The sequence below is a fragment of the Rhodococcus sp. NPDC003348 genome, from assembly GCF_053589375.1.
On the sequence record NZ_JBSFRT010000024.1, the window covers coordinates 65,613 to 90,209 of the forward strand.

The following is a 24,597-nucleotide window of genomic DNA, read 5'->3' on the forward strand; positions in this document are numbered from 1 at the left end:
TCTCTACTTTTCCTTACCGCTACCCGGACAGTCCAACCAGGAACGGGTTCGACGCCCGCTCCTGCCCGATCGACGTCGCGCCGCCGTGCCCGGGGAGCACCGCCGTCCCGTCGTCGAGGACCAGCAGCTTGGCCGCGATCGACGCGAGCAGCTGCTCGTGGTTGCCGCCCGGCAGGTCGCTGCGCCCGATCGAGCCGGCGAACAGCGTGTCGCCGGTCAGGGCGATCGGCACCGGCCCCTGATCGGTGTCCGCGGTGGTCCGCAGCACCACCGAGCCCTGCGTGTGGCCGGGCGTGTGGTCGACGGTGATCGTGATTCCCGCGAGGTCCAGCACGTCGCCGTCGGCCAGCTCGATCACCTCGGACGGCTCCCGGAACTCGGTGTCGCCGATCATCGCGGACAGCGCCGCGCCGGTGCCGCGCAGCGGATCGGACAGCATGTAGCGGTCCTCGGGGTGGATGTAGGCGGGGATGCCGAACTTCTCGCAGACCGGCGCCGTCGACCACGTGTGGTCGAGGTGACCGTGGGTCAGCAACACGGCGGCCGGGGTCAGTGACTGCTTGCCGAGGAACTCGACGAGCGGCTCCGCCGCGTTCTGGCCAGGGTCCACGACGAGGCACTCGCTCGCGCCGTCCTGCGCGAGGATGTAGCAGTTCGTCTGGAAGGCGCCGGCCGGGAATCCGGTGACGAGCACGGCAATCGCTCCTACGGGGGTGAGGGGAAGGGGCCACCGCACAGCCTATGTCCCCGACTGTGAAGTTGTTTCACAGGTTCGGGTGGCACACTCGTTCACCGAGAATTCCGACGTCGAACCCCGGCGTCGCCGTGTCAGGGCACAGATCCGGAGGTAAGCAGCAGTGCCAAGCAATGAGCAGCGTCGCCAGACCGCGAAACGGAAGCTGGAGCGACAGCTCGAACGCCGTGCCGAAAGGGACCGCAAACGGAAGCGGATGACGATCGGTGCGTCGGTCCTCGGCGCTGTCCTCGTCGTCGCCGCCGGCGCGATCGTCTTCGGCCTGACCCGCTCCGACGACTCCTCCGACGCGTCGACCACGGCCTCGGAGTCGCAGGACTCGATGCCCGACTCGACGCCCGGGGCGATGCCGGCCGCGCGCGCGGAGGCACTGCCCGCCACCGTCGACTGCACCTACATGCCCGACGGCCAGACCCCGGCCAAGCCGGCGACCATGCCGAACGCGACTGCGGTCTCCACCGAGGGCACCGTCACCGTCGACATGGCCACCAACCAGGGTCCGATCGGCCTGAGCCTCGACCGCGCGAAGGCGCCCTGCACGGTCAACAGCATGGTCGCCCTCGCACAGCAGGGCTACTTCAACGACACCCCATGCCACCGTCTGAGCACCACCGGCCTGAAGATCCTGCAGTGCGGCGACCCGACCGGTCAGGGCACCGGCGGTCCCGGCTACGGCTTCGTCAACGAGTTCCCCACCGATCAGTACAGCCCCGACGACCCCAACATCGAGCAGCCGGTGACGTACCCGCGCGGCACGATCGCGATGGCGAACACCGGCCAGCCCGGTAGCAACGGCAGCCAGTTCTTCCTGGTGTACGACGACTCGCCGCTGCCGCCGATGTACACCGTGTTCGGCACGATCTCCGACGAGGGCCTGGCCACGATCGAGAAGATCGCCGCAGCCGGTGACGACGGCTCGATGTCCGCAGGTGGCGGCACGCCGAACACCCCGGTGCAGATCCAGACCGCTACCGTGGCGGCATGATGCGTACCCCGATGATTCGTACGATCGTCGCCGCGGCAGGCGTCGGCCTGGCCCTGACCGCGACCGCGTGCTCGTCCGACAACGGCGGCGAGTCCTCGTCGACCACCACAGCCGCGGCCCAGACCACCCAGCAGGCGCCGGACCTGTCCCGATTCGCGGCGCTCCCCGCCGTCCCCGCTCCGGCCGCGTCGACGGTGTCCTGCGAGTACCCCTCGTCCTCCCGCCAGGCCGCCAAGCCGGTGCAGGCGCCGACCACGACCGACGTCTCCACCGTCGGCACCGCGCAGGTCACCATGGCCACCTCACAGGGGCCGATCGGCCTGACGCTGGACCGCGCCGAAGCGCCGTGCACGGTGAACTCGTTCGTCTCCCTCGCCACGCAGGGCTACTTCGACGACACCCCGTGCCACCGGCTGGTGACCAGCGCGGGCCTGCAGGTGCTGCAGTGCGGCGACCCGACCGGGCAGGGCACCGGCGGCCCCGGCTACGGTTTCGACAACGAGTACCCGACCACCGCATACGCCGCCAACGACCCGGCCGCGCAGCAGCCGGTGAAGTACCCGCGTGGCACGGTGGCCATGGCGAATTCGGGTGCCCCGGGCAGCAACGGCAGCCAGTTCTTCCTGGTGTACGAGGATTCGGTGCTGCCCCCGCAGTACACGGTCTTCGGCACGATCTCCGACGACGGCCTGGCCACGATCGAGAAGGTCGCCGCGGCCGGTGACGACGGCTCGATGTCCGCCGGTGGTGGCAAGCCGAACACCCCGGTGCAGATCGAGACCGTCACGGTCGGCTAGGCCGCTCCGCGACCGATGCGTGGTGTGCGGGTCAGGTACCCGCACACCACGCACGAACACGTCAGCGCCTGCGGTAGGTCGGGCGCCTCTTCCCGAGGAAGGCTGCGGTCGCCTCGGCGCGGTCCTCGGTCAGCGCGGTGAACACCTGCTGCCGGTTCTCGAACTCCACCGACGCGTCGAACGACGCGGTTTCCAGGGCGATCCACATACCCTGCTTGGTCAGCTCCACCGACAGCGGCGGGTTGAGCAGTATCTCCCCCGCCTTCGCCAGCGCGACGTCGAGCAGCTCATCGGGTGGGACCACGTCGGTGACCAGACCGAGCCGCAGCGCCTCACCGGCGTCGAATCGGCGACCGGTGAGCATCAGCTCGTGTGCCCTCCCCGCCCCGATGATCCGGGGCAGGAGCCACGACACCCCGATGTCGCAGGCGGAGAAGCCGGCTCGGATGAACGACACCGCGAACACCGCGGGCGTCGCGGCGATCCGGATGTCGCTCGCGCACACCAGTGCCAGCCCGCCCCCTGCGGCCGGACCGTTGACGGCCGCGATCACCGGCTGCCGTAGCTCGTGGAGCTGCTGGGCGAGCCCGGCGATCTCCCGCTGACGGGAGAGCGTCCGCCCGAGCACACCCTCCGCCGCGACCTCGTCCTCGTCGCCGTAGCCGTTCAGGTCCAGGCCCGCGCTGAACGCGCGGCCGGCCCCGGTGAGCACGACGACCCGGCACGAGCGGTCCGCCCCGATGTCGGTGAGCACCTCCCTCAGTTCCCCGACCATCTCCGCGGTGAGTGAGTTGAGCGCGTCCGGCCGGTTCAACGTCACCTGCGTGATGCCGTCGACCGGCCGGACGACCTCGACGGTGCTCACCGCGACACGGTCCGGGTGTACCGGTCGCGCAGGAGTCGCTTGTACAGCTTGCCGGTCGCATGGCGCGGCAACTCGGCCTCGAAGTCGATGCGGCGCGGACACTTGTAGGTCGCGAGCCGCTCCCGACAGAAGGCGAGCAACTCCTCCTCCAGGTCCGGGCCCGCCGTCACACCCGGTACGGGCTGCACGACGGCGTGCACGATCTCACCGAGTTCGTCGTGCGGTACCCCGAACACCGCGGCGTCCGCGACCTTCGGGTGCACGACCAGCACGTCCTCGGCCTCGCGGGGATAGATGTTCACTCCGCCGGAGAGGATGAGGTCCGCGCGCCGGTCCGACAGGTACAGGAAGCCGTCCTCGTCGAGGTAGCCGAGGTCGCCAACCGTGGTCCAGCCCCGGTCGTTGCGCGAGGCAGCGGTCTTCTCCGGATCATTGAGGTACTCGAACTGCAGGCCGCCCTCGGACCAGATGGTGCCCGGTTCACCCGCGGGCAACTCCTGCCCGGTCTCGTCGACGATGTGCGCGGCTCCGAGCAGCGGACGGCCGACCGATCCCGGATGCGCCAGCCACTCGCGGGAGTCCAGCGCGGTGAACAGGCAGTTCTCGGTCGACGAATAGTATTCGTGGACAATCGGTCCGAGCCAGTCGATCATTGCGCGCTTGGTGTCCGGTGGGCACGGCGCGGCGGCGTGGATCACAACCCGGAGCGACGACACGTCGTGTCCGGTCCTCTGCACGTCCGGCAGCTTGAGCATCCGGATGAACATGGTGGGCACCATCTGGGTGTGTGTGACCCGGTACCGCTCGATGAGCTCGAGCGCCCGCTCCGCGTCGAAGCGTTCCATCACGATCGAGGTTCCGCCGTGCCGGTGCACGGTCATGTTGAACCGCAACGGCGCCGCGTGATAAAGCGGTGCCGGCGACAGGTACACGGCGTCGCGGTCGATTCCCCACCGACTGTGCAGCAGTTGGGCGACGCCGGGCGGGGTCCCGAGAGGATGCAGGGGCAATTCCGCGATGACGCCCTTGGGCCGACCGGTGGTCCCGGACGAGTACAGCAGGTCGACGCCCTCACACTCCTCCACCGCCACCGACCCGGGGACCGATGCGACTGCGGCCGAGAGGTTTTCGAACCCGAGTCCCGGATCGTCGATCGTGAACAGGTGACCGGTCGCCGGCAGTTCCGCTGCGGCCCCGGCCGCGGACTCGAGGTACCGGGCGCTCGTGAACAGCACCTTCGTACCGGAATCCCTCAGGATGTAGGCGATTTCGTCGGCGAGCAGCCGCGTCGACAGCGTCACGTAGCGCAACCCGATGCGCTGCGCCGCCCATGCGAGTTTGAGGAACCACGCATTGTTCTCCATCAGGATTGCGACACAGTCGCCGTGCCGCATCCCGCGCGACCACAACAGCGCCGCGATCGCGCGGGAGTCGTCGACCAGCTCGCGATAGGTCACGACGACGCCGGTGTCCGCCATGATGTACGCGGGCCGGTCGGGGTCTGTCACGGCGTGGGTGTCCGGGAAGTCCACCATCGGTTTCGTCCTCCTTCGTCGCGATTTCAGGATGCGAGCGCGGGCTCGTTCGGCTGGGAGTACCTGCGGACGATGGCCAGCAGACAGAGGAGTCCGATCGCTCCGCCGACCGCGATCATCGCGCCGACCTTCCACGCGTTGGCCGGGTCGCCGCCCACGAGCAGCACCATGACCATCGGTGCGAACCCGCCGACGATGGCGGAGATCTGGTAGCCCAGCGATGCTCCGGAGAACCGGACCTCCGGCGGGAACAGCTCGGAGAACAGGGTTCCCTGTGTTCCGGTCTGGAACGACATGGCCACGACGCCGACGATCACTGCGATCGCGAACGGCCACACCTTGCCGGGACCGGATGCGGCGATCAGCAGCCACATCGGCAGGCCCCACAGCGTCATGGCGGCGGTACCGAGACCGAAGATCAGCTTGCGACCGAACCGGTCGGACAGGTGGCCGAACAGCGGCACCAGCGGAATCTGCAGCGCGCAGGCGATGAGAATGTAGGTGAGCACGGTCGAACGTTCGACGTCCAGGTAAGTGGTGACGAACTGGACCGAGCCGGTGATCATCGTGTAGAAGAAGATGATTCCGATGGCGTTCGAACCGGCGGCGAGGAGCACCGTGCCCGGGTTCTTGCGCAGCACCTCGAGGATCGGCGAGCGTTCCACCGTGGGCGCCTCGTCCAGCTTCTTCGCCACCTTCTTGAACTCGGGAGTCTCCTCGAGGTAGCGGTGGATCGCGAACGCAACGGGCAGCATCACCAGACTGATCCAGAACGGAATGCGCCACCCCCAGCTCAGGAACGAGTCCTGGGCGACGGTCGAGGTGATCACCAGGAACACCACGTTGCCGAGTACGACGCCGATCGGCACACCCAGCTGGGCGAAGCTGCCGAAGAATCCTCTCCGGTTTGCGGGTGCGTTCTCAGTCGCCAACAGCACCGCGCCACCCCACTGCGCGCCGACCGCGAGTCCCTGGCAGATCCGCAGTGTCACGAGAATCATCGGTGCGAGCCAGACGATCTCGGTGTTCGGCACGAATCCGATCAGTGACGTCGCCACGGCCATCATGACGACGGCGGCGACCAGGACCGGCTTGCGCCCGACCTTGTCGCCGAAGTGGCCGGCGAGAACTCCACCGATCGGCCGGGCAATGAAGCCGACCGCGACCGTCGCGAAGGAGTTGACCGCCGCGACGACCTCGTTGCCGGTGGCGAAGAAGGTCGAGTTGAACACCAGCGCGGCAGCGGTGGAGTAGATGAAGAAGTCGTACCACTCCAGTGAGGTGGAGATCGCCGCGGCAACGGCGGCGCGGCCGGCTTTCGGTGGCGCCTCGGTGGTGGTGCCGGGCTGCGGTGTCACGCCCACGGTGTCGGAGCTCATGTCGTGTCTCGATTCGTTCGGGGGGAGGTCGGTCGGGGTGGCGGTCATCCTCGAACCTCGGTGAGGACGGGAGTCGCTGCGAACTCGGCGCGGGCGAGGGAACGCCTGTGCACCTGGTCCGGGCCGTCGGCGATCTGCAGGAATCGGGCCTGCGAGTACAGCATCGCCAGGGGCGTGTCCTGGGACAGGCCGGCGCCGCCGAAGATCTGAATGGCGTCGTCGACGATCTTCTTCACCGTCAGGGGCACGAGGACCTTCGCGGCGGCGATGTCGCGGCGGGCGGCCTTCGCGCCGTCCGTGTCCATCCGCCAGGCGGCGCGCAGAACGGTCAGTCGCGCCGCGTCGACGGCGATGCGCGCGTCCGCGACCGTGGCCTGCACAACCCCCTCGTCGGCCAGCGGCCTGCCGAATGCGACCCGGGTGCGGGCGCGTTCGGCCATCAGCGCGATCGCCCGTTCGGCCATACCGATCAACCGCATGCAGTGGTGGATGCGCCCCGGACCGAGGCGGGCCTGCGCGACTGCGAACCCCCTGCCCCGCGGGCCGAGCAGGTTGGCCTTCGGTACTCGCACCGCGTGGAACACGATCTCGCCGTGTCCGCCCTCGTGCCGGTCGTCGAATCCGAGGACCGAGGTGGAGCGGACCACCTCGACACCGGCGGTGTCCATGGGCACCAGGACGATCGAGTGGCGTGACCCGACGGGGCCGTCGGGGTCGGTGACACCCATGACCATCGCGACCCGGTTGTCGTCGCGCAGTGCGGCGGTGGACCACCACTTGCGACCCGTCAGAACCCACTCCTCACCCTCGTCTGCGATCTCGAGGCGGATGTTGTTCGCATCGGAACTCGCGACGTCGGGCTCGGTCATCGAGAAGCAGGACCGGATCTCGCCGTCCAGTAGCGGAATCAGCCACTGCTGCTTCTGTTCCGGAGTTCCGTATCGGGCGAGCAGTTCCATGTTCCCGGTGTCCGGCGGGTTGCAGTTGAGTGCCTCCGGCGCGATGGTCGGGCTCCACCCGGTCAACTCGGCGAGGGGCGCGTACTCGAGGTTCGACAGCCCCGCCCCACCACTGTCCGGCAGGAAGAGGTTCCACAGTCCCTGCCGCTTCGCGGCCGCCTTGAGGTCCGCCATGATCGGTGGCGCACCCCACCAGTCGGGCTTGCTCGCCAACTGCTCGGCCGCGATCGCCTCGGCGGGTAACACCCGCTCCTGCATGAACACCGCCAGCCGGGACCGGAGATCCTGCACCTTCGGGCTGTACTCGAAATCCATTGTCTTGAACTCCTGTTCGGGAGATGGTCAGTGTCTGAGCGCAGGGACCGACGAACGCGCGGCCTGGTCTAGGGCGCGCTGCAGCAGCGTTGCGGTCATGTCGGCGACGCCGTCGAAGCCGTCCCCGACGGTCTCCCCCTTGGCGTGTCGGGCGGCTATGCCCTCCACGATCACCGCGATCTTGAAATCGGCGAACACGACGTACCAGTCGATGTCCGGAAGGTCGATTCCCCGCGTGGCGGCGTACCGTTCGAGCATCTCGTCGCGCGTCGGAAACCCGTCCAGCGCTGCGAGTCCCCGGGTGATGGGGTTGGGCACCTCGCCGGGTACGTCCCAGAAGCCGAGCATGATGCCGACGTCGGCGAGCGTGTCACCGAGGGTGGCCATCTCCCAGTCCAGGACTGTCGCGATGCGACCACGATCCTCGCGGGTGACGAGCACGTTGTCGAGCTTCACGTCACCGTGCACGATTCCGGGGAAATCACTCTGCGGCAGCGCATTCCGGAGCCTCCGCAGGAGTACGTCGACCTCCGGGCGATGGGTGGTCCGCGACGCCTCCCATTGACGTTCCCATCGACCCAGTTGCCGTTCGAGGTAGCCGTCCGGGCGACCGAACTCGGCCAGTCCGACCGCCGCGGGGTCGACGCCGTGCAGCGCGGCGAGGGTGTCGGCGAACGCGAACCCGAGCCGGCGACGCTCGCCGGCGGTGAGGTCGGCGGCCTGTTCCGGGGTGCCGACGGCCACACCGTCGACGAGGTCCATCAGGTAGAACGGGGCACCGAGCACGGACTCGTCCACGCAGAGGTGAACGGCCCGCGGCACGGGAACCGCGGTGCCACCGAGCGCCTCGATCACCGTGAACTCACGCTTCATGTCGTGTGCGGTCGGCAGGACATGCCCATAGGGGGGACGGCGCAGCACCCACGACCGCGCGCCGTCGGTCAGGCGATACGTGGGATTCGACCGCCCACCGCCGATCAGCGTCGCCGTCAGCTCACCCTCGAGGCCACCCCCGAGCGCACCCCGGAGGTGATCGGCGAGCGACGGGAGGTCGAGGACGGACTGCGTTTCACGCAGGGATGCGGTCACGGGAGATACCCTTCGTCACACTCTCAGCCAAACGCTCGTTCGGCTTGAGCAATAGTGACTTAGCGCACGTTAAGTGTCAACAGGCTTCTGCTCCAACGCCCTGACGTGCGGGTGGAGAAATGAAAATGGCGGCGCAGGATGCGCCGCCAATCGATCGTTCGCCTCCGACCCGGTCTCCCGGGCCCGGGTCATTCCCGTGCCTGCACCATCGCCAATGCGAGATCCGCGTACCGCTGTGCGAGCTCCTCCGGGGTCAGGGGACCATCCGGGCGCCACCACGCGCACACCGACTGCCCCATGTTGATGATCGCCCGCGCCGCGTCACGCGGCAGCGGCGTTGCGAACACGGACTCCTCGACACCGCGATCGATGACGTCGCGGAATATGCTCTCCTGCTCATCGCGCAACGCGACCACCAGACGCCTGCCATCGTGGTCCAGACTGCGGATCTCACTGGCGCCCACGCGCGCATCCGACTGCCGCGTGGTGTGGAACATGACCCACGCGCGCACCACCGACCGCAGCTGATCCGCCGGAGTGCCTGCCGACCGCACCAGCGCCCCACGCGTCATCGCGATGGCGTCGTGGAGCGCGCGCACCATGATGTCCTGCAGGATCTCCTGCTTGCTCGCGAAATGGTGATAGATCGACGCCACCGTGATGTCGGCGTCACGGGCGATATCCCGCATCGACGTCCCGTGATAGCCCCGCTCGGTCATGTTCCGGACGGCGGAGTCCAGGATCACCTGCCGACCGACGGTTCCCTTGGCAGCACACATGATCGCCAGCGTACCGAACGACTGTTCGGAGATTGCGCTCGTCGCCCTCCCCTGGCAACCGCACGAATCGACTCCCGAGGAGTAACTATCGCTCGTTCAGTCTGCATGCGACACTGTGCCGATGGAGCACATTCAACTCGACGTCGCCGACGGCCTCGCCACCATCACACTCCACCGTCCGGGGCAGCTCAACGCCTTCACCACGACGATGGAGAACGAACTGATCGACGCCTACGACCGCTGCGACGCCGACGACGACGTGCGGGCGGTGGTCCTCACCGGGGCCGGGCGAGCGTTCTGCGCCGGCGCCGACCTGTCCGGCGGCCCGGACACCTTCGTCGCGTGGAGCGAGGAGCACCGGGACGGCGCGATGCGGCGCGACGGCGGCGGCCGGGTGGTGCTGCGGATGTTCGAGTCCCGCAAACCGATCATCGCCGCGGTCAACGGCCCGGCGGTCGGGATCGGCATCACGATGACCCTGGCAGCGGACTTCCGCATCGCTGCCGACGACGCCCGCATCGGATTCGTCTTCAACCGGCGCGGCCTGGTCCCCGAGTCGTGTTCGACGTGGTTCCTGCCGAAGTTGGTGCCCCTGCAGACCGCCCTGGACTGGATCTACTCAGGGCGGATCGTCGACGCCGCGGAGGCGCACACCGCCGGACTGTTCCATTCGCTGCACCCGAAGGAGAGCGTCGTGGACGAGGCGTACGCGCTGGCCCGCCGGATCACCGAACACTCCGCACCGGTGTCCGTGGCACTGTCCCGGCAGATGGTGTGGCGCATGCTCGCCGCCGACCATCCGATGCTCGCGCACCGCGTCGAATCCCGCGGCATCAACCTCCGCGGTGTCGCCGCCGACACTCGCGAAGGCATCGCCGCCTTCCTGGAGAAGCGGCCGGCGACGTTCCCCGATCGGGTGTCCACGGACCTGCCCGACGTGTTCGGCGCCGACCTGCCCGACCCGCCGTTCGGAAGCTGAGCCGCTATGCGGCGCTGGTCATCCGGTAGACGTCGTACACGCCCTCGACGTTGCGGACCACGTTGAGGACGTGCCCGAGGTGCTTCGGGTCGCCCATCTCGAAGGTGAACCGGCTGATCGCGACGCGATCGCCGGACGTGGTGACCGACGCCGAGAGGATGTTCACCTTCTCGTCCGCGAGCGCCTTCGTCACGTCCGACAGCAGCCGGTGCCGATCGAGGGCCTCGATCTGGATCGCTACCAGGAACACCGACGACGCCGACGGCGCCCACTGCACCTCGATGATCCGCTCCGACTGCCCACGCAGCGACGTCGCATTGGTGCAGTCGGTGCGGTGCACGCTCACCGCGCCGCCGCGCGTGACGAAGCCCATGATCTCGTCGCCGGGCACCGGGGTGCAGCACTTGGCGAGCTTCGCGACCGTGCCCTCGGCGCCGGGCACAAGCACCCCGGAGTCCGTGCCGCGGCGCGGGCGCATCGGCATCGTGGACGGCGTCGACCGTTCGGCGAGCTCCTCCTCCACCGCGCCGACCCCACCGAGCTGCGCCACCAGGCGCTGCACGACGTGCTGAGCCGAGACGTTGTGCTCACCGACCGCTGTGTACAGCGCGGAGACGTCGGCGTACCGCAACTCGTGCGCAATCGCGGTCATCGATTCGGCACTGAGCAGCCGCTGCAGCGGCAGACCGCCGCGCCGGACCTCCTTCGCGATCGCTTCCTTGCCCGCTTCGAGCGCCTCCTCGCGGCGCTCCTTCGCGAACCACTGACGAATCTTCGCCTTGGCGCGCGGTGACACCACGAACGACTGCCAGTCCCGGCTCGGTCCGGCGTTCACGGCCTTGGAGGTGAACACCTCGACGACCTCGCCGTTCTCGAGGGTGCGTTCGAGCGCGACGAGACGGCCGTTGACGCGGGCGCCGATGCAGCGGTGCCCGACCTCGGTGTGCACCGCGTACGCGAAGTCGACCGGTGTCGACCCGGCGGGCAGCGTGATCACGTCGCCCTTCGGGGTGAAGACGAAGATCTCCTTGACCGCGAGGTCGTAGCGCAACGACTCCAGGAACTCGCCCGGATCGGCGGCCTCCCGCTGCCAGTCGAGCAGCTGTCGCATCCACGCCATGTCGTCGACCTCGGCGGCGTCACCGGAATGCCTGCCCTTGGTCTCCTTGTAGCGCCAGTGCGCGGCGATGCCGAACTCGGCGGTCCGGTGCATCTCCCGGGTGCGGATCTGTACCTCCAGAGGCTTGCCCTCGGGGCCGATCACGGTCGTGTGCAGCGACTGGTACACCCCGTACCGGGGCTGCGCGATGTAATCCTTGAACCGGCCCGCCATCGGCTGCCACAGCGAGTGCACGACACCGACGGCGGCGTAACAGTCGCGGATCTCGTCGCACAGGATCCGGACACCGACGAGGTCGTGGATGTCGTCGAAGTCGCGGCCCTTGACGATCATCTTCTGGTAGATCGACCAGTAGTGCTTGGGGCGGCCCTCGACGGTCGCGTTGATCCGTGACGCCACCAGGGTCGCGTTGATCTCGGCCCGAACCTTCGCCAGGTAGGTGTCGCGGGACGGCGCGCGGTCCGCGACCAGGCGCACGATCTCCTCGTACTTCTTCGGGTGCAGGATCGCGAACGAGAGGTCCTCGAGCTCCCACTTCACGGTCGCCATACCCAGCCGATGCGCAAGCGGCGCAATGACTTCCAGGGTCTCGCGGGCCTTGCGCGCCTGCTTCTCCGGCGGCAGGAAACGCATCGTGCGCATGTTGTGCAGGCGGTCCGCGACCTTGATCACCAGCACGCGCGGGTCGCGCGCCATGGCGATGATCATCTTGCGGATCGTCTCGGCCTCCGCGGCGTTGCCGAGCACCACCTTGTCCAGCTTGGTGACGCCGTCGACCAGGTGGGCGACCTCGTCGCCGAAGTCGTCGGTCAGCTGCTCCAGCGAATAGCCGGTGTCCTCGACGGTGTCGTGCAGGAGTGCCGCGACCAGGGTGGTGGTGTCCATACCCAGTTCCGCGAGGATCGTCGCGACAGCCAGGGGGTGCGTGATGTACGGGTCGCCGGACTTGCGGCTCTGGTGGGCGTGACGCTCCTCGGCGACGTCGTAGGCACGCTGCAACGTCGCCAGGTTCGCCTTCGGGTACAGCTCGCGGTGGATCGCGACGAGCGGTTCGAGAACCGGCCGGATCGCCGCGTTTCGCTGAGCGGTGATCCGTCGGGCCAGCCGAGCCCGCACCCGACGCGACGCCGAGGTCGGAACCGGCTGCGCGGCCGCGTCATTGGGCGTCACTCTCCCGGACCCGGACCTGTCGAGGTTCTGCGTCATATCCGTCACCTCCCACCGATCGAACTTCTCACCCGAGCCAACTGTAGTCCTCAGACCTTCAGCAACGAGGTCAGCGGGCGGTCCGGGAGTCGGTCACGCCCGCGGAGCGACTCGATCTCGAGCACCACCGCGATCGCGACCACCTCGGCGCCCGCAGCCTCGAGCAGTTCCGCGGCCGCGCCCAGGGTGCCGCCGGTGGCCAGGACGTCGTCGATCACCAGCACCCGGCGCCCGTGCAGATCGATGCTGTCGGCCGGAATCTCCAGCGTCGCGGACCCGTACTCGAGCTGGTAGGACCGGGCCAGCACCGGCGGCGGCAACTTGCCGGCCTTCCGGACCGCGAGCACCCCGGCGTCCAGTGCCCGGGCCACACCGGCTCCCAGCAGGAATCCGCGGGCGTCGATGCCCGCGACGAGATCGACATCGTCACCGAGTGCGGCCATCGCATCGACGACGTCACGGTAGGCGGCAGCATCGGCGAACACCGGAGTCAGGTCCGCGAACCGCACACCCGGCTCCGGGAAGTCGTCCGCCCAGCGGATCAGACGTGCGACGTCGGCGGAGGCGGAGGCGAGTGCGCTCTCGGCCGAGCCCGAGGAGAAGGTGCTGTCGGTGTTCACCGGAGAAGTATCCACCGGTCCATGTTCCACCCCGCCCCGGCGACGGTCGTATTCGGGACCGCCGCGTGCATGCCGTTCGCGATCGACGTGGTCCGGGGCGCCGCGAACAGCGGGATCGACGGCATGTCCGACCACAAGATGTTCTCGGCCTCGGTGGTCAGGTTCAGGCGGCTGCCGTCGGAGGTGTCGACCGCCAGCTGGTCGGCGATCTCGGTGACGCGACCGTTGCGGTAGTTACCGATGTTGGTGCCGTTCCCGGTGGCCAGCGCGTATGCGGGCGGGACCAGCGAATCCAGCCCTGCAGCGCCCTGCGCGGAGGAGGTGCCACCGAGCGCCGCGTCCACCTGGCCCGCTCCGAGCGCACCCTGACCGAAGTCGGGCGAACTCGCGTCCTGCACGGTGATCCCGGCCGGCGCGCAGGCCGCGGCGACGTCGGCGACGATCTGCGCACGCCGAGCGTCCGGGGCGAGGTAGCCGACCCGCACGGTGATCGGGCCCTGACCCGAGGCCGCGAGAGCCGACTTCGCGGCGTCGACATCCGGCTGCAGGTACCGCTCCCCCACCACCCCGGCTGCCGTCGGGTAGATCAGCATGTCCTGCTGCGCCAATCGTGAATTGAGTACGCCCGACCCGAGTCCCGACGAGTGGTCGAAACCGGGGTGTCCGTACTCGTCGAACAGGTCCTGCCGCGGTACGCACGAGGCAAACGCGCGTCGCGCGTCGGCGGACCCGAACACGCCGCCGGTGGCGAGCACGAACTGTTCACTGCTACGGGACGGCTGCGTGAGGGTGGTGAACCCGTCTCCGGGGGCAACGCCCTCGATGGCACCGGCCCCGACGTCGATCACGTCGAGATCGCCGGCCTCCAGGCGGGCGGGCAGGTCGGAGTTCTTCGGCCACACCACGATTCGATCGGTGCCCGGTTTGTTGCCCCACCAGCGCTCGTTCGCGACGAGCGTCACCCCGCCGTCCTCGCCCACCGAGTCCAGCCGGTACGGCCCGGAGGACGGGAACAACGCCGGATCCGCCTGCCCCGGAACGAGATTCCATCCCGTGTTCCAGAACCCGGCGAGCCGGCCGATCGCCTCGGTGTCCCCGGACTGCACGGCGGCCACGACGTCGGGAACTCCTCCGATCCGGCCGGCGACGTGCGAGGGCATCAGCTCGGTCGCACCGAACAACCCGCGCCAGTCCGCGTACGCGCGCCCCGGCTTGAACACGACGGTCGCATCCTTGGCGCCCGGCTGGCAGTCCACCCGGTCGATGTCGGCGTAACCCGCCCGGCTGGCGGCGTGGAACTCCGGGAACCGGCCATTGCCCGCCGCCCAGGTGAGCACCATGTCGTCGCAGGTGACAGGAACCCCGTCGGAGTAGACGGCGGCGGGGTTGATCCGGTAGTTCACGGTCAGTGTCTCGCCCGGCGCCGTCATCGCGCTCCCGACGTCACCGTCGGACAGGGCGGTGCCCTCCGGGCCGATGTAGCTCAGCCCGGCCAGCACCCGGACGAACGCCTGCCGCGCTCCGCTCGCTGCGCCGTCCACCGTGTTGGCGTTGTACGTGCTGACCACGTTGTCGATGCCGTAACCGATCGACGGGACCTGGTCCTCCTGGGAGCCGCAGGCCGCGCCGGTCGCGATCAGCGCGAGTGCGGCGACGACTGCCGGGGCCCGCTTCCTTCCGTTCCGTCGACGCCCGTCGCCACCACTCGCACTGCTCCGCATGTTCCTAATGCCTCTTCTTGTCGCGCTTTCCGGTCGGCCTGGCGCCCGGCTTGGGCGCCTCACCGGGCCGCCGTGAGGCGGCCGTCGGCCGCGCCCCGGCCGAGCCTGCCAGTGCGGCGGCCGAAACCGAATTCGACCCGCCGGACCGTTCGGCCCGCCGCGCGAGCACCTTCTTGGTGTGGGCGGAGACCGGCCCCCACCTCTCCTTGATCGACACCAGCAGCGGGGTGGCGAAGAAGATGGACGAGAAGGCGCCGACGACGATGCCGACCAACTGCACGACCGCGAGGTCCTTGAGGGTGCCGACGCCGAGCAGGCCGACGGCGACGACGAGCAGGCCGATCACCGGCAGCACACTGATGACGGTGGTGTTGATCGATCGCATCAGGGTCTGGTTGACCGCCAGGTTCGCCTGTTCGGCATAGGTGCGCCGGGTGGTGTGCAGGACGCCGCGGGTGTTCTCCTCGACCTTGTCGAACACCACGACGGTGTCGTACAGCGAGAAACCGAGGATCGTCAGCAGACCGATCACCGTCGCCGGCGTGACCTCGAGTCCGACCAGTGAGTACAGGCCGGCGGTGACCACCATGTCGAAGAACAGGGCCACGATCGCGGCGATCGCCATGTCCCGTTCGAAGCGGATCGCGATGTAGACGCTGACGATCACCAGGAACACCACCAGCGCGATCAACGCCTTCTTGGTGATCTGGCTGCCCCAGGTCTCGCTCACGTCGGCGACACTGATCGCATTCTTGCTCGGTACGCCGTTCTTGTCCTCCGGCTGGAACTCGTCGAACAACGCGTTCTGCAGTTCGACGGTCTGCCGCGCGTCGAGCGCGTCCGAGCGGATCTGGATCGTCGCGCTGTCGCCGGAACCGACGGTCTGCACCGACACCGGATCGTGCCCGAGCGTGTCCGCGTACACCTTCTCGACCTGTTCGGTCGTCGCCCCGGTGGCCGCCGGGAACTGGATCCGCGAGCCGCCCTCGAAATCGATGCCCAGCGAGAAGCCGCGGAAGATCATGCTCAGGATGGAGATCGCCACGACGGCGGCGACGATCCCGTAATAGAGCTTGCGCTTTCCGACGACCTCGAACGCGCCGGTCCCGGTGTACAGCCGCGACAGCAGACCGTGCTTGGGCAGGGCCGCCTCGTCGACGACGCTGTCGGGGATGTCCGTGCTGTTGCTCATGTTCAGGACTCCTTCGCCTGCGTGGCGGCGGCCGCCGTCTTACGTTCCCGTGCCACCTGGCTCACGGCGCCGAGCCCGTTGACGCTGGGCTTCGACCAGAACGCCGACTTCGACGCCAGGTGCACCAGCGGATGGGTCACCAGGAACACCACGAGGACGTCCAAGATGGTGGTCAGGCCGAGGGTGAACGCGAAGCCCCGGACCTGGCCGACGGCGAGCACGTACAGCACGGCCGCGGCGATGAAGCTCACGGCGTTGCCGGACAGGATGGTCCGGCGGGCGCGGGCCCAGCCGCGAGGCACCGCGGAACGGAAGCTGCGGCCCTCACGCATCTCGTCCTTGATGCGCTCGAAGTACACGACGAACGAGTCGGCGGTCATGCCGATACCGATGATCAGACCCGCGATGCCCGCGAGGTCGAGCGTGAAGCCGATGTAGCGGCCGAGCAGGACCATGATCGCGTAGACCAGCACACCCGACAGGATCAGCGACAGTGCGGTCAGGATGCCGAGCATCCGGTAGTAGACCAGGCAGTACAGCAGCACCAGGACCAGGCCGATCGCGCCCGCGATCAGACCCGCCTGCAGCGACGCCAGTCCGAGGGTCGCCGACACGGTCTCGGCCTCCGACGCCTGGAACGACAGGGGCAGCGAGCCGTACTTGAGGGTGTTCGCCAGTTCCTTGGCCGTGGTGGCGGTGAAGTCGCCGGTGATCGACGTGGCGCTGCCCGCGGGGGTCGCCCCCTGGACGACCGGCGCGCTGACCACCTTCGAGTCGAGCGTGAACGCGGCCTGCTTGCCGATGTTGGCGGCCGTGAACTGCGCCCAGGTGTTGCTGCCGCCGGACTTGAAGGTCAGGCTGACCTCGTGGCGGGCCTGCTGGGTGTTGAACTGGGAGGTCGCGTCCGAGATCTCCTGGCCGTCGATGATGCTCGGGCCGAGCAGGTAGACGGTGGTGCCGTCGGTGGAGCACGCAACCAGAGGCAGGGCGGGATCGTCGTTGCCCTGCAGCGGGTCGGCGGCGTTGCAGTCGAGCGTGGCCATCGCCTGCTGCTGCACGGCCGGGTCGGTGCTCTGCCGGGTCGCCTTCGCGGCCGCGATCTGCGCGGCCGCCTCGTCACCCTCGTCGGCACCCGCGGCCGGCGCCGGAGTCTCGGTCTGCGGTGACTCGGTCGGCGGGACGGTGGGCTCCTGCGCCGGGAAGGGCCGGTTCTGCGGTGCCGGGGCCTCGGCGGCCGGGGCGGGAGTCTCCGGGGCGGGTGCCGGGGCAGGCTCAGCGGGCGCCGGGGCCTGACCCGACTGTGCCTGCGCGTTCGCAGACACCTGGGAGCCGAGCACCGGGCGGATGTACAGGCGCGCGGTCTGGCCGAGCGTGCGGGCCTGGGCGCTGTCGTCACCCGGCACGGTGATCACCAGGTTGTCACCGTCGATGACCACCTCGGAGCCGGACACACCGAGTCCGTTCACCCGGGTCTCGATGATCTCCTGGGCCCGCCGCAGGCTGTCCTGGCTCGGTGTGCTTCCGTCCGGGGTTCGCGCGGTCAGGGTGACGCGGGTTCCGCCCTGCAGGTCGATGCCGAGCTTCGGGGTCGGGGACTTGTCCCCGGTGAAGAAGACGAGCGCGTACAGGGCGGCGACGATCAGCCCGAAGATCACGAGCGAACGCGCAGGCCGTACGGCTCCGCTGGGTGATGCCACGATCCGTAGTTCTCCTAGTGCTCAGTGCGGACTGGTCGCAGTGGCCGTGTCCGCGCAACCCGCCCCGCACGCGACCGCTGCCGAGTGTGCTCACTCGGCAGCGGAGGCGATCAGGTCAGTCCTGGTCGAGGCGACGCTGGGTCTGCTCGGGGGTCTCGTCCTGCACGGGCGAGTCCACGACATCGGAATCCACGACATCGGAATCGGTGTGGGTGTCCTCGGTGACGAGCTCGCGAACCACGAGGCGCGACCAGGTCGTCACGACGCCCGGTGCGATCTCCAGCTCGACGGTCGTGTCGCCGAGCGCGGCCACGGTGCCGTGCAGGCCCGCCGTGGTCATGATGCGGTCGCCGACCTTCAGCGAATCCTGCAGATCAGCGGTCTTCGCCATCTCCTTCTTCTGACGCCGGATGCCCAGAAACATCGGCACCAGCAGAACGAGGATCAGGAGCGGAAACAGCAATTCCATCGTTGAAGTCAGTCCTTGAGGGTTGTCGACACGACCGGTCCCGTGCGGACCGGCGCAGTACACCAGTGTGCCATCACTCCCACACACCCTGCTGCGGTTCGTTGACACGTACATCTATTCCGCCCGTCGCGGCGTCCGGCGGCGGCGTCATTCCGAGCTGCTGCCAGGCGGCGGCGGTCGCGATGCGGCCCCGCGGGGTGCGCGCGACCATGCCCGCCCGCACCAGGAACGGCTCGCACACCTCCTCCACGGTGCTGGGCTCCTCCCCGACCGCGACGGCCAGCGTCGACACTCCGACCGGGCCACCACCGAAGCTGCGGACCAGCGCGCTGAGCACCGCCCGGTCGAGGCGGTCGAGGCCGAGCTGGTCGACGTCGTAGACCGCGAGCGCGGCCCGTGCGATGTCGCGGGTGATCACGCCGTCGGCACGAACCTCCGCGAAGTCCCGCACGCGACGCAACAGTCGGTTCGCGATTCGCGGGGTGCCGCGCGACCGGCCCGCGATCTCCGCGCTCGCCTCCTCGCCGAGCCGGACACCGAGAATTCCCGCTGACCGCAACAGGATTCGCTGCAGTTCGGGCGGATCGTAGAAGTCCATGTGGGCGGTGAAACCGAACCGGTCCCGCAGCGGCCCGGTCAGCGCGCCGGACCGCGTCGTCGCGCCGACGAGCGTGAACGGCGCGACCTCGAGCGGAATCGACGTCGCTCCCGGTCCCTTGCCGACGACGACGTCGACGCGGAAGTCCTCCATCGCCAGGTACAACATCTCCTCGGCGGGACGCGCGATGCGGTGGATCTCGTCGATGAACAGCACGTCGCCCTCGACGAGGTTGCTCAGCATCGCAGCCAGGTCACCGGCCCGCTCGAGCGCGGGTCCCGAGGTCAGTCGCAGCGAGGTGCCCAGCTCCGCGGCGATGATCATCGCCATCGACGTCTTGCCGAGTCCGGGCGGACCGGACAGCAGGATGTGGTCGGGCGTGCCGCCGCGCAACTTCGCGCCGGCCAGCACCAGTTGCAGCTGTTCGCGGACCCTCGGCTGGCCGATGAAGTCCTCGAGAGAGGTGGGCCGCAGACTCGCCTCGATGTCCCCGTCACCACTGACCAGCTCCGCCGAGACCGGCGACTCGGCGGGGTCGACGGTGTCCCCGTCCTCGAACGCCCGGCGCTCGGTCACCGGGTCTTACCCAGCAGGGCCAGGGCGGACCGCAGGGCACGCGAGGTGTCCGCTTCGGGGTCGGCGGCGAGCACCGAATCGGTGGCCGGTTCGGCCTGCTTGAGGGGGAAGCCGAGCCCGACCAGCGCCTCGACGATCTGGTCCCGGATCGGCCCCGCCGCTGCGGCGGCCACGGGCGACCCCGGGCCCGCGGGAACCGCCTCGACCTTGTCACGCAGTTCGACGACCATCCGCTCCGCGCCGCGCTTGCCGATCCCCGGAACCCGGGTCAGCGCGGAGACGTTGCCCTCGGCGAGCGCCTTGCGCAGCGCCTCCGGCTCGAGGACCGCGAGGATCGCCATTGCCAACCGCGGCCCGACACCCGACACCGTCTGCAGCAACCCGAACAGGTCGCGGGACTCGGTGTCGTGGAAGCCGTACAGCGTCATCGAGTCCTCGCGGACGATCATCGCCGCCACCAGCCGTGCCTCGGCACCGCGCTGCAGCGTCGCGAGCGTCGCCGGGGTCGCGTTCAGGCGGTAACCGACACCCGCCGCCTCGATCACCACGTGATCGAGCGCGATCTCGAGCACCTCACCGCGCACCGACGCGATCATCTCGAACCTGCCTTCTCCATCCGGGACTTTCTCTCCTGCGCCAGCCGGGCCTCGTAGCGCTTGCGCTGCTCGGCCGCCGCGGCCTCCGCCTGCGCCATCCTCGACAGCATCGGCGCCCGCCAACAGTGACAGATCGCCAGCGCGAGGGCGTCGGCGGCATCGGCGGGTTTCGGCGCGGTCGCCAGCCCGAGGATCTTGGTGACCATCGCGGTGACCTGCTTCTTGTCCGCGGCGCCGTTGCCGGTGACGGCGGACTTGACCTGGCTCGGAGTGTGGAAACAGACGTCGATGCCGCGCCGCGCGGCCGCCAGCGCGACCACGCCACCGGCCTGTGCGGTGCCCATCGCGGTGCGCACGTTGTGCTGCGAGAAGACCCGTTCGACCGCGACGACCGTCGGACGGTACTCGTCCAGCCACCGCTCGGCGGCGTCGGCGACCAGCAGCAACCGGTTCGCGAGGTCCATGTCGACGGGAGTGCGGACGACGTCCACCGCGACCGGCACGACCTCGCGCCCGCGGCCCGCGTCGACCACCCCGAACCCGCACCGGGTCAGTCCGGGGTCCACTCCGAAGACACGCACGCGCCCACCTCTCGACATCTTGCGAACAGCTGTTCGAGAGTATAGGCGCGTGCACCGACACCGGCCGGGACCAACACGGCCCCGGCCGGCGCCGGTCATCTGTTCGATCGGATCGCGGCCAGGTCACGACCGTCGCGGAGCTGGGCGGCGATGGCCTCGATCCGGGCCGTCGACGCCCCCCAGCCGCGGACCGCCTCCTCGTGGACGACCTTTCCGTCGCGTCGAACCACGACGATCCACGGCACGCCGAACAGCACGCGTACGACCACCCACACGGGCAGCAGCAGCAACAACAGCAGGAACTCGAGGCCGACCACGAGCGCGAGGACCAGCACCGGCAGCATCAGGACCAGCAGGACGATGCCGATGACGGCGCTGATCGGGTCGTCCCCGAGCGAGATGCCGTCGAAGCCGGGTCCCCAGTCGGGGACCGACGTCCGCCGGCGCCAGGGCAGCCATCGCCGCCGCACACTCCAGCGGACGTCCCGACCGTCACGGAACCGCACGAGGGCGTGCCGCTCAGGCGTCGAGTTCGGCGAGCACCTCGTCCGAGACGTCGACGTTGGTGTAGACGTTCTGCACGTCGTCGGACTCCTCGAGCGCGTCGACGAGCTTGAACACCTTGCGAGCGCCGTCGACGTCGACCGGCACCTCGACCGAGGCACGGAAGTCCGGGTCGGCGGAGTCGTAGTCGATCCCCGCGTCGACCAGGGCCGTGCGCACCGCGATCAGGTCGCCGGCCTCGGCGACGATCTCGAACTGCTCGCCGAGGTCGTTGATCTCCTCCGCGCCGGCCTCCAGCACGACCTCGAGGATCTCGTCCTCGCTGCGGCCGGCCTTGTCCAGCACGACGACACCCTTGCGGGTGAACAGGTACGACACCGATCCCGGATCGGCCATGTTGCCGCCGTTGCGGGTCATCGCGGTGCGCACCTCGCCGGCGGCGCGGTTGCGGTTGTCGGTGAGGCACTCGATCAGCACCGCGACGCCGTTCGGGCCGTAACCCTCGTACATGATGGTCTGCCAGTCGGCGCCGCCGGCCTCTTCACCGGCACCGCGCTTGCGGGCGCGCTCGATGTTGTCGTTGGGGACCGAGGTCTTCTTCGCCTTCTGGATGGCGTCGTACAGCGTCGGGTTTCCGGCCGGGTCACCACCGCCGGTGCGCGCGGCGACCTCGATGTTCTTGATCAGCTTCGCGAAGGCTTTACCGCGCTTGGCGTCGATCACGGCCTTCTTGTGCTTGGTGGTGGCCCATTTGGAATGGCCGCTCATACGTGAATTCCCTCTTCCCGGTGTGTTTGGGTGCGCCCGCAGCAGCGAGGCGGCCACGGCGGGAAGCACACAGTAGCGCCAGTTTACCCGCGCTCGGCCCTGGCCCGGCGAACCATGCCCACGAACAGTTCGTGGATGCGCCGATCGCCGGTGACCTCGGGGTGGAAGGACGTCGCCAGGACCGCCCCCTGCCGCACCGCGACGACCCGCCCCGCGGCGGGCCCCTCCGGCACCGTGGCAAGCACCTCGACACCCTCGCCGACCCGTTCGACCCACGGCGCCCGGATGAACACTGCGCGCATCCGCTCCCCCTCGACACCCGTCACGTCGAGGTCCTCCTCGAACGAATCGACCTGGCGGCCGAAGGCGTTGCGCCGCACGGTGATGTCGAGGCCGGACAGGCAGTGGGCGTCGGGCCGGGTGTCGAGCACCTCGGACGCCAGCAGGATCATGCCCGCGCACGACCCGTACGCGGGCATGCCCGCCCGCAGTCGTTCCCGGAGCGGTTCGAGCAGGTCGAAAACCACCAGCAGCCGGCTCATCGTCGTGGACTCGCCGCCGGGGATGACCAGCGCGTCCACCGCGTCCAGTTCCTCGCGGCGGCGGACGGTGATCGCGTCGGCCCCCGACGCACGCAGCGCCGCGAGGTGCTCACGCACGTCACCCTGCAGGGCCAGCACGCCGACCGTCGGTCGGTCGGCGAGTTCCTCGGCGGGCGTGGTCACGGGTGCGTACACGGTGTTGATGACTGTTCCAATCTCATTTGCCGGAAAGGGTTTTCGAGTCGTCGGGCCGGCCGCCTGCGCGCCGGACGTGTTCAGGCGCGGCGTACACCCACCAGAAGCAGATGCTGCTCGGGGACCGGACCGGCCGTGGGGACCGGGTGCGCGGTGTCGGTGGTCCAGTGCAGTTCGCCGTCCACGTCGATGCGCGCCCGCACCGCCAACCGGGCCCGTCCGTCGATCGAGGCACGGTCCGTGGTCAGGGTGAAGGGCACCGGGACACCGGCCGCGTCGGTGATCCGCTGGGTTGCCAGCACGGTGGCAGGCACGTCCATCCGCGAGACGTCCTCGAGGGTGACGGTCACGACCGCACCGCGGGGCCACGCGATCCGCTCCCGGTACAGGACGTCACCGGTCACGGTCAGGGGATCCGGGGCGGTGGGCTGCACAGATAGAGGATACGGGGGGTGACGACGCGTCAACACACGGCCACCCCGGCCCGCCGCGGCGCCGAAACCCCACCCGACCGACACAAGCTGTCGGTGGCCACCGGCATGGCCGGACCGTCCCTGGACGCCATGGCGTCGGTGGCATCCGGTCGAGGGCACCACAGTGCTCTCGCAGCTCACCGAGGCGCCGCTCGGTCACGGGATCGGCTACCACGTCGTGCAGTTCGCGCCGGCGTGACCGGGGTCAGTCCCGCAGCAGGCGGGTCAGTCCCTCCTGCACGACGGCAGCGACGATGGTGCCCGAGCGGTCGAAGATGCGGCCCTGGGTCAGCGCCCGCCCGAAACCCGCGGACGGCGAGGACTGGTCGTAGAGCAGCCACTCGTCGGCGCGGAACGGACGCAGGAACCACAGGGCGTGGTCGAGCGAGGCCTGCTGGAGTCGGGCGTCGGCGTGCGGCACCTGTGCCGACCCGAGCAGCGTCATGTCGGACATGTACGCGAGCGTGCAGATGTGGAAGACCGGATCCTCGGGCAGGGTGCCGCGGTACCGGAACCACACCTGCTGCTGCGCGGGCACACCCGGGCGACGGTCGATGTCCTCCTGCGGAACGAACCGCAGATCCCAGTCGGCCCACTCCCGGAACTCCCACGACAGCTCGTCGGCCGACAGCGCGGTGTCGGGCAGGTCCTCGGGATCGGGCACGGGCGGCATCCGGTCCCCGTGCTCGATGCCGACGTCGCCGACGTGGAACGACGCGGACATCGTGAAGATCGCCTGCCCGTCCTGGACACCGGTGACCCGGCGGGTGCAGAACGACCGGCCGTCACGGATCCGGTCCACGAGGAAGACCGCCGGGATGGTCGGGTTGCCCGGCCGCAGGAAGTACCCGTGCAACGAATGCACCCGGAACTCCGGGTCGACGGTGCGCACCGCGGACACCAGTGCCTGCCCGGCGACCTGACCGCCGAACGTTCGGGTCAGCATGGTCTCGGCGACGATCCCGCGGAAGATGTCCTTCTCGAGCTGTTCGAGTTCGAGAATCTCTTCGATCGACGACATGTCGTTCCCCTTCCGGCGGTGCTCAACGTAACAACGCGACGGCCCCGCATCGTGGATGCGGGGCCGTGCATGGTCAGCGGTGGTGGGTCACCAACCACGCTCGGCGAGCCGGTGCGGCTGCGGGATCTCGTCGACGTTGATGCCGACCATCGCCTCACCCAGACCACGCGAGACCTTCGCGAGCACGTCCGGGTCGTCGTAGAAGGTGGTGGCCTTCACGATCGCCGCGGCCCGCTCGGCCGGGTTGCCGGACTTGAAGATCCCGGAGCCGACGAACACGCC

The 24,597-nt window shown here is 69.2% G+C and carries 24 protein-coding genes and 1 pseudogene; 3 read left to right on the forward strand and 22 right to left on the reverse strand.

Annotation, left to right across the window (positions count from 1 at the left end):
• Positions 1-19 precede the first annotated feature (19 nt).
• Positions 20-694: an MBL fold metallo-hydrolase gene (locus ACWDU4_RS16820; RefSeq protein WP_450115042.1), complete on the reverse strand. Its 675-nt coding sequence runs from the start codon at positions 692-694 to the stop codon at positions 20-22.
• Positions 695-857: 163 nt separating this feature from the next.
• Between ACWDU4_RS16820 and ACWDU4_RS16825 the strand changes: the two genes are divergently transcribed.
• The gene (locus ACWDU4_RS16825; RefSeq protein ID WP_450115043.1) at positions 858-1,739 is read left to right on the forward strand and encodes a peptidylprolyl isomerase; all 882 of its coding nucleotides are present in this window, start codon (positions 858-860) and stop codon (positions 1,737-1,739) included.
• An 11-nt stretch (positions 1,740-1,750) separates the two neighbouring features.
• On the forward strand, positions 1,751-2,536 hold the full coding sequence (locus ACWDU4_RS16830) for a peptidylprolyl isomerase (RefSeq protein ID WP_450115071.1): 786 nt from the start codon (positions 1,751-1,753) through the stop codon (positions 2,534-2,536).
• Between the two features lie 61 nt (positions 2,537-2,597).
• On the opposite strand, the gene ACWDU4_RS16835 is transcribed toward ACWDU4_RS16830, so the two are convergent.
• The 6 genes from ACWDU4_RS16835 to ACWDU4_RS16860 all read right to left on the reverse strand — a co-directional run bounded on the left by ACWDU4_RS16835 (position 2,598) and on the right by ACWDU4_RS16860 (position 9,457).
• Positions 2,598-3,401 carry an enoyl-CoA hydratase/isomerase family protein gene (locus ACWDU4_RS16835; RefSeq protein ID WP_450115044.1) on the reverse strand — a complete coding sequence of 268 codons (804 nt, stop codon included), beginning with the start codon at positions 3,399-3,401 and terminating at the stop codon, positions 2,598-2,600.
• A complete protein-coding gene (locus ACWDU4_RS16840; RefSeq protein WP_450115045.1) occupies positions 3,398-4,936 on the reverse strand; it encodes an AMP-binding protein in 1,539 nt (512 codons plus the stop codon). Before ACWDU4_RS16840 ends, ACWDU4_RS16835 begins: the two co-directional genes overlap by 4 nt.
• A 26-nt stretch (positions 4,937-4,962) precedes the next feature.
• Positions 4,963-6,315 carry an MFS transporter gene (locus ACWDU4_RS16845; protein WP_450115046.1) on the reverse strand — a complete coding sequence of 451 codons (1,353 nt, stop codon included), beginning with the start codon at positions 6,313-6,315 and terminating at the stop codon, positions 4,963-4,965.
• A 44-nt stretch (positions 6,316-6,359) separates the two neighbouring features.
• A complete protein-coding gene (locus tag ACWDU4_RS16850) occupies positions 6,360-7,589 on the reverse strand; it encodes an acyl-CoA dehydrogenase family protein (protein ID WP_450115047.1) in 1,230 nt (409 codons plus the stop codon).
• Between the two features lie 27 nt (positions 7,590-7,616).
• Positions 7,617-8,678, reverse strand: coding sequence for a phosphotransferase family protein (locus ACWDU4_RS16855; protein WP_450115048.1), 1,062 nt, complete (start codon positions 8,676-8,678; stop codon positions 7,617-7,619).
• 188 nt (positions 8,679-8,866) lie between these two features.
• Positions 8,867-9,457 (reverse strand): TetR/AcrR family transcriptional regulator, encoded by a 591-nt coding sequence (locus ACWDU4_RS16860; protein ID WP_450115049.1) that lies wholly within the window; start codon positions 9,455-9,457, stop codon positions 8,867-8,869.
• Between the two features lie 121 nt (positions 9,458-9,578).
• Here ACWDU4_RS16860 and ACWDU4_RS16865 point away from each other — a divergent pair, with 121 nt between their 5' ends.
• The gene (locus ACWDU4_RS16865) at positions 9,579-10,436 is read left to right on the forward strand and encodes a crotonase/enoyl-CoA hydratase family protein (protein WP_450115050.1); all 858 of its coding nucleotides are present in this window, start codon (positions 9,579-9,581) and stop codon (positions 10,434-10,436) included.
• A gap of 4 nt (positions 10,437-10,440) precedes the next feature.
• Here ACWDU4_RS16865 and ACWDU4_RS16870 read toward each other — a convergent pair whose 3' ends face one another.
• The 15 genes and pseudogenes from ACWDU4_RS16870 to ACWDU4_RS16940 all read right to left on the reverse strand — a co-directional run.
• The gene (locus ACWDU4_RS16870; RefSeq protein ID WP_450115051.1) at positions 10,441-12,762 is read right to left on the reverse strand and encodes a RelA/SpoT family protein; all 2,322 of its coding nucleotides are present in this window, start codon (positions 12,760-12,762) and stop codon (positions 10,441-10,443) included.
• Positions 12,763-12,812: 50 nt separating this feature from the next.
• Positions 12,813-13,382 (reverse strand): adenine phosphoribosyltransferase, encoded by a 570-nt coding sequence (locus ACWDU4_RS16875; RefSeq protein ID WP_450115052.1) that lies wholly within the window; start codon positions 13,380-13,382, stop codon positions 12,813-12,815.
• Entirely contained in the window at positions 13,379-15,103 is a 1,725-nt protein-coding gene (locus ACWDU4_RS16880; RefSeq protein ID WP_450115053.1) for an ABC transporter substrate-binding protein, read from the reverse strand. Before ACWDU4_RS16880 ends, ACWDU4_RS16875 begins: the two co-directional genes overlap by 4 nt.
• A gap of 4 nt (positions 15,104-15,107) precedes the next feature.
• Complete coding sequence (secF, locus tag ACWDU4_RS16885) at positions 15,108-16,295, reverse strand: protein translocase subunit SecF (protein WP_450115054.1); 1,188 nt, start codon at positions 16,293-16,295, stop codon at positions 15,108-15,110.
• Positions 16,296-16,297: 2 nt separating this feature from the next.
• Positions 16,298-17,992, reverse strand: coding sequence for a protein translocase subunit SecD (secD, locus tag ACWDU4_RS16890; RefSeq protein WP_450115055.1), 1,695 nt, complete (start codon positions 17,990-17,992; stop codon positions 16,298-16,300).
• A 115-nt stretch (positions 17,993-18,107) separates the two neighbouring features.
• The gene (yajC, locus tag ACWDU4_RS16895) at positions 18,108-18,461 is read right to left on the reverse strand and encodes a preprotein translocase subunit YajC (RefSeq protein WP_450115056.1); all 354 of its coding nucleotides are present in this window, start codon (positions 18,459-18,461) and stop codon (positions 18,108-18,110) included.
• Positions 18,462-18,534: 73 nt separating this feature from the next.
• Positions 18,535-19,635: a Holliday junction branch migration DNA helicase RuvB gene (ruvB, locus tag ACWDU4_RS16900; protein ID WP_450115057.1), complete on the reverse strand. Its 1,101-nt coding sequence runs from the start codon at positions 19,633-19,635 to the stop codon at positions 18,535-18,537.
• Complete coding sequence (gene ruvA, locus ACWDU4_RS16905) at positions 19,632-20,231, reverse strand: Holliday junction branch migration protein RuvA (protein WP_450115058.1); 600 nt, start codon at positions 20,229-20,231, stop codon at positions 19,632-19,634. Before ruvA ends, ruvB begins: the two co-directional genes overlap by 4 nt.
• On the reverse strand, positions 20,228-20,812 hold the full coding sequence (ruvC, locus tag ACWDU4_RS16910) for a crossover junction endodeoxyribonuclease RuvC (RefSeq protein ID WP_450115059.1): 585 nt from the start codon (positions 20,810-20,812) through the stop codon (positions 20,228-20,230). Before ruvC ends, ruvA begins: the two co-directional genes overlap by 4 nt.
• Positions 20,813-20,907: 95 nt before the next feature.
• Positions 20,908-21,318 (reverse strand): hypothetical protein, encoded by a 411-nt coding sequence (locus ACWDU4_RS16915; RefSeq protein WP_450115060.1) that lies wholly within the window; start codon positions 21,316-21,318, stop codon positions 20,908-20,910.
• Positions 21,319-21,331: 13 nt separating this feature from the next.
• Entirely contained in the window at positions 21,332-22,084 is a 753-nt protein-coding gene (locus ACWDU4_RS16920; protein WP_450115061.1) for a YebC/PmpR family DNA-binding transcriptional regulator, read from the reverse strand.
• An 83-nt stretch (positions 22,085-22,167) separates the two neighbouring features.
• Positions 22,168-22,821 carry a pyridoxal 5'-phosphate synthase glutaminase subunit PdxT gene (pdxT, locus tag ACWDU4_RS16925; RefSeq protein ID WP_450115062.1) on the reverse strand — a complete coding sequence of 218 codons (654 nt, stop codon included), beginning with the start codon at positions 22,819-22,821 and terminating at the stop codon, positions 22,168-22,170.
• A gap of 80 nt (positions 22,822-22,901) precedes the next feature.
• Positions 22,902-23,255, reverse strand: coding sequence for a YbaY family lipoprotein (locus tag ACWDU4_RS16930; protein ID WP_450115063.1), 354 nt, complete (start codon positions 23,253-23,255; stop codon positions 22,902-22,904).
• A gap of 244 nt (positions 23,256-23,499) precedes the next feature.
• The gene (locus tag ACWDU4_RS16935) at positions 23,500-24,315 is read right to left on the reverse strand and encodes an acyl-CoA thioesterase (RefSeq protein ID WP_450115064.1); all 816 of its coding nucleotides are present in this window, start codon (positions 24,313-24,315) and stop codon (positions 23,500-23,502) included.
• An 87-nt stretch (positions 24,316-24,402) separates the two neighbouring features.
• Positions 24,403-24,597, reverse strand: a pseudogene (locus tag ACWDU4_RS16940) (pyridoxal 5'-phosphate synthase lyase subunit PdxS); the annotation flags it as partial.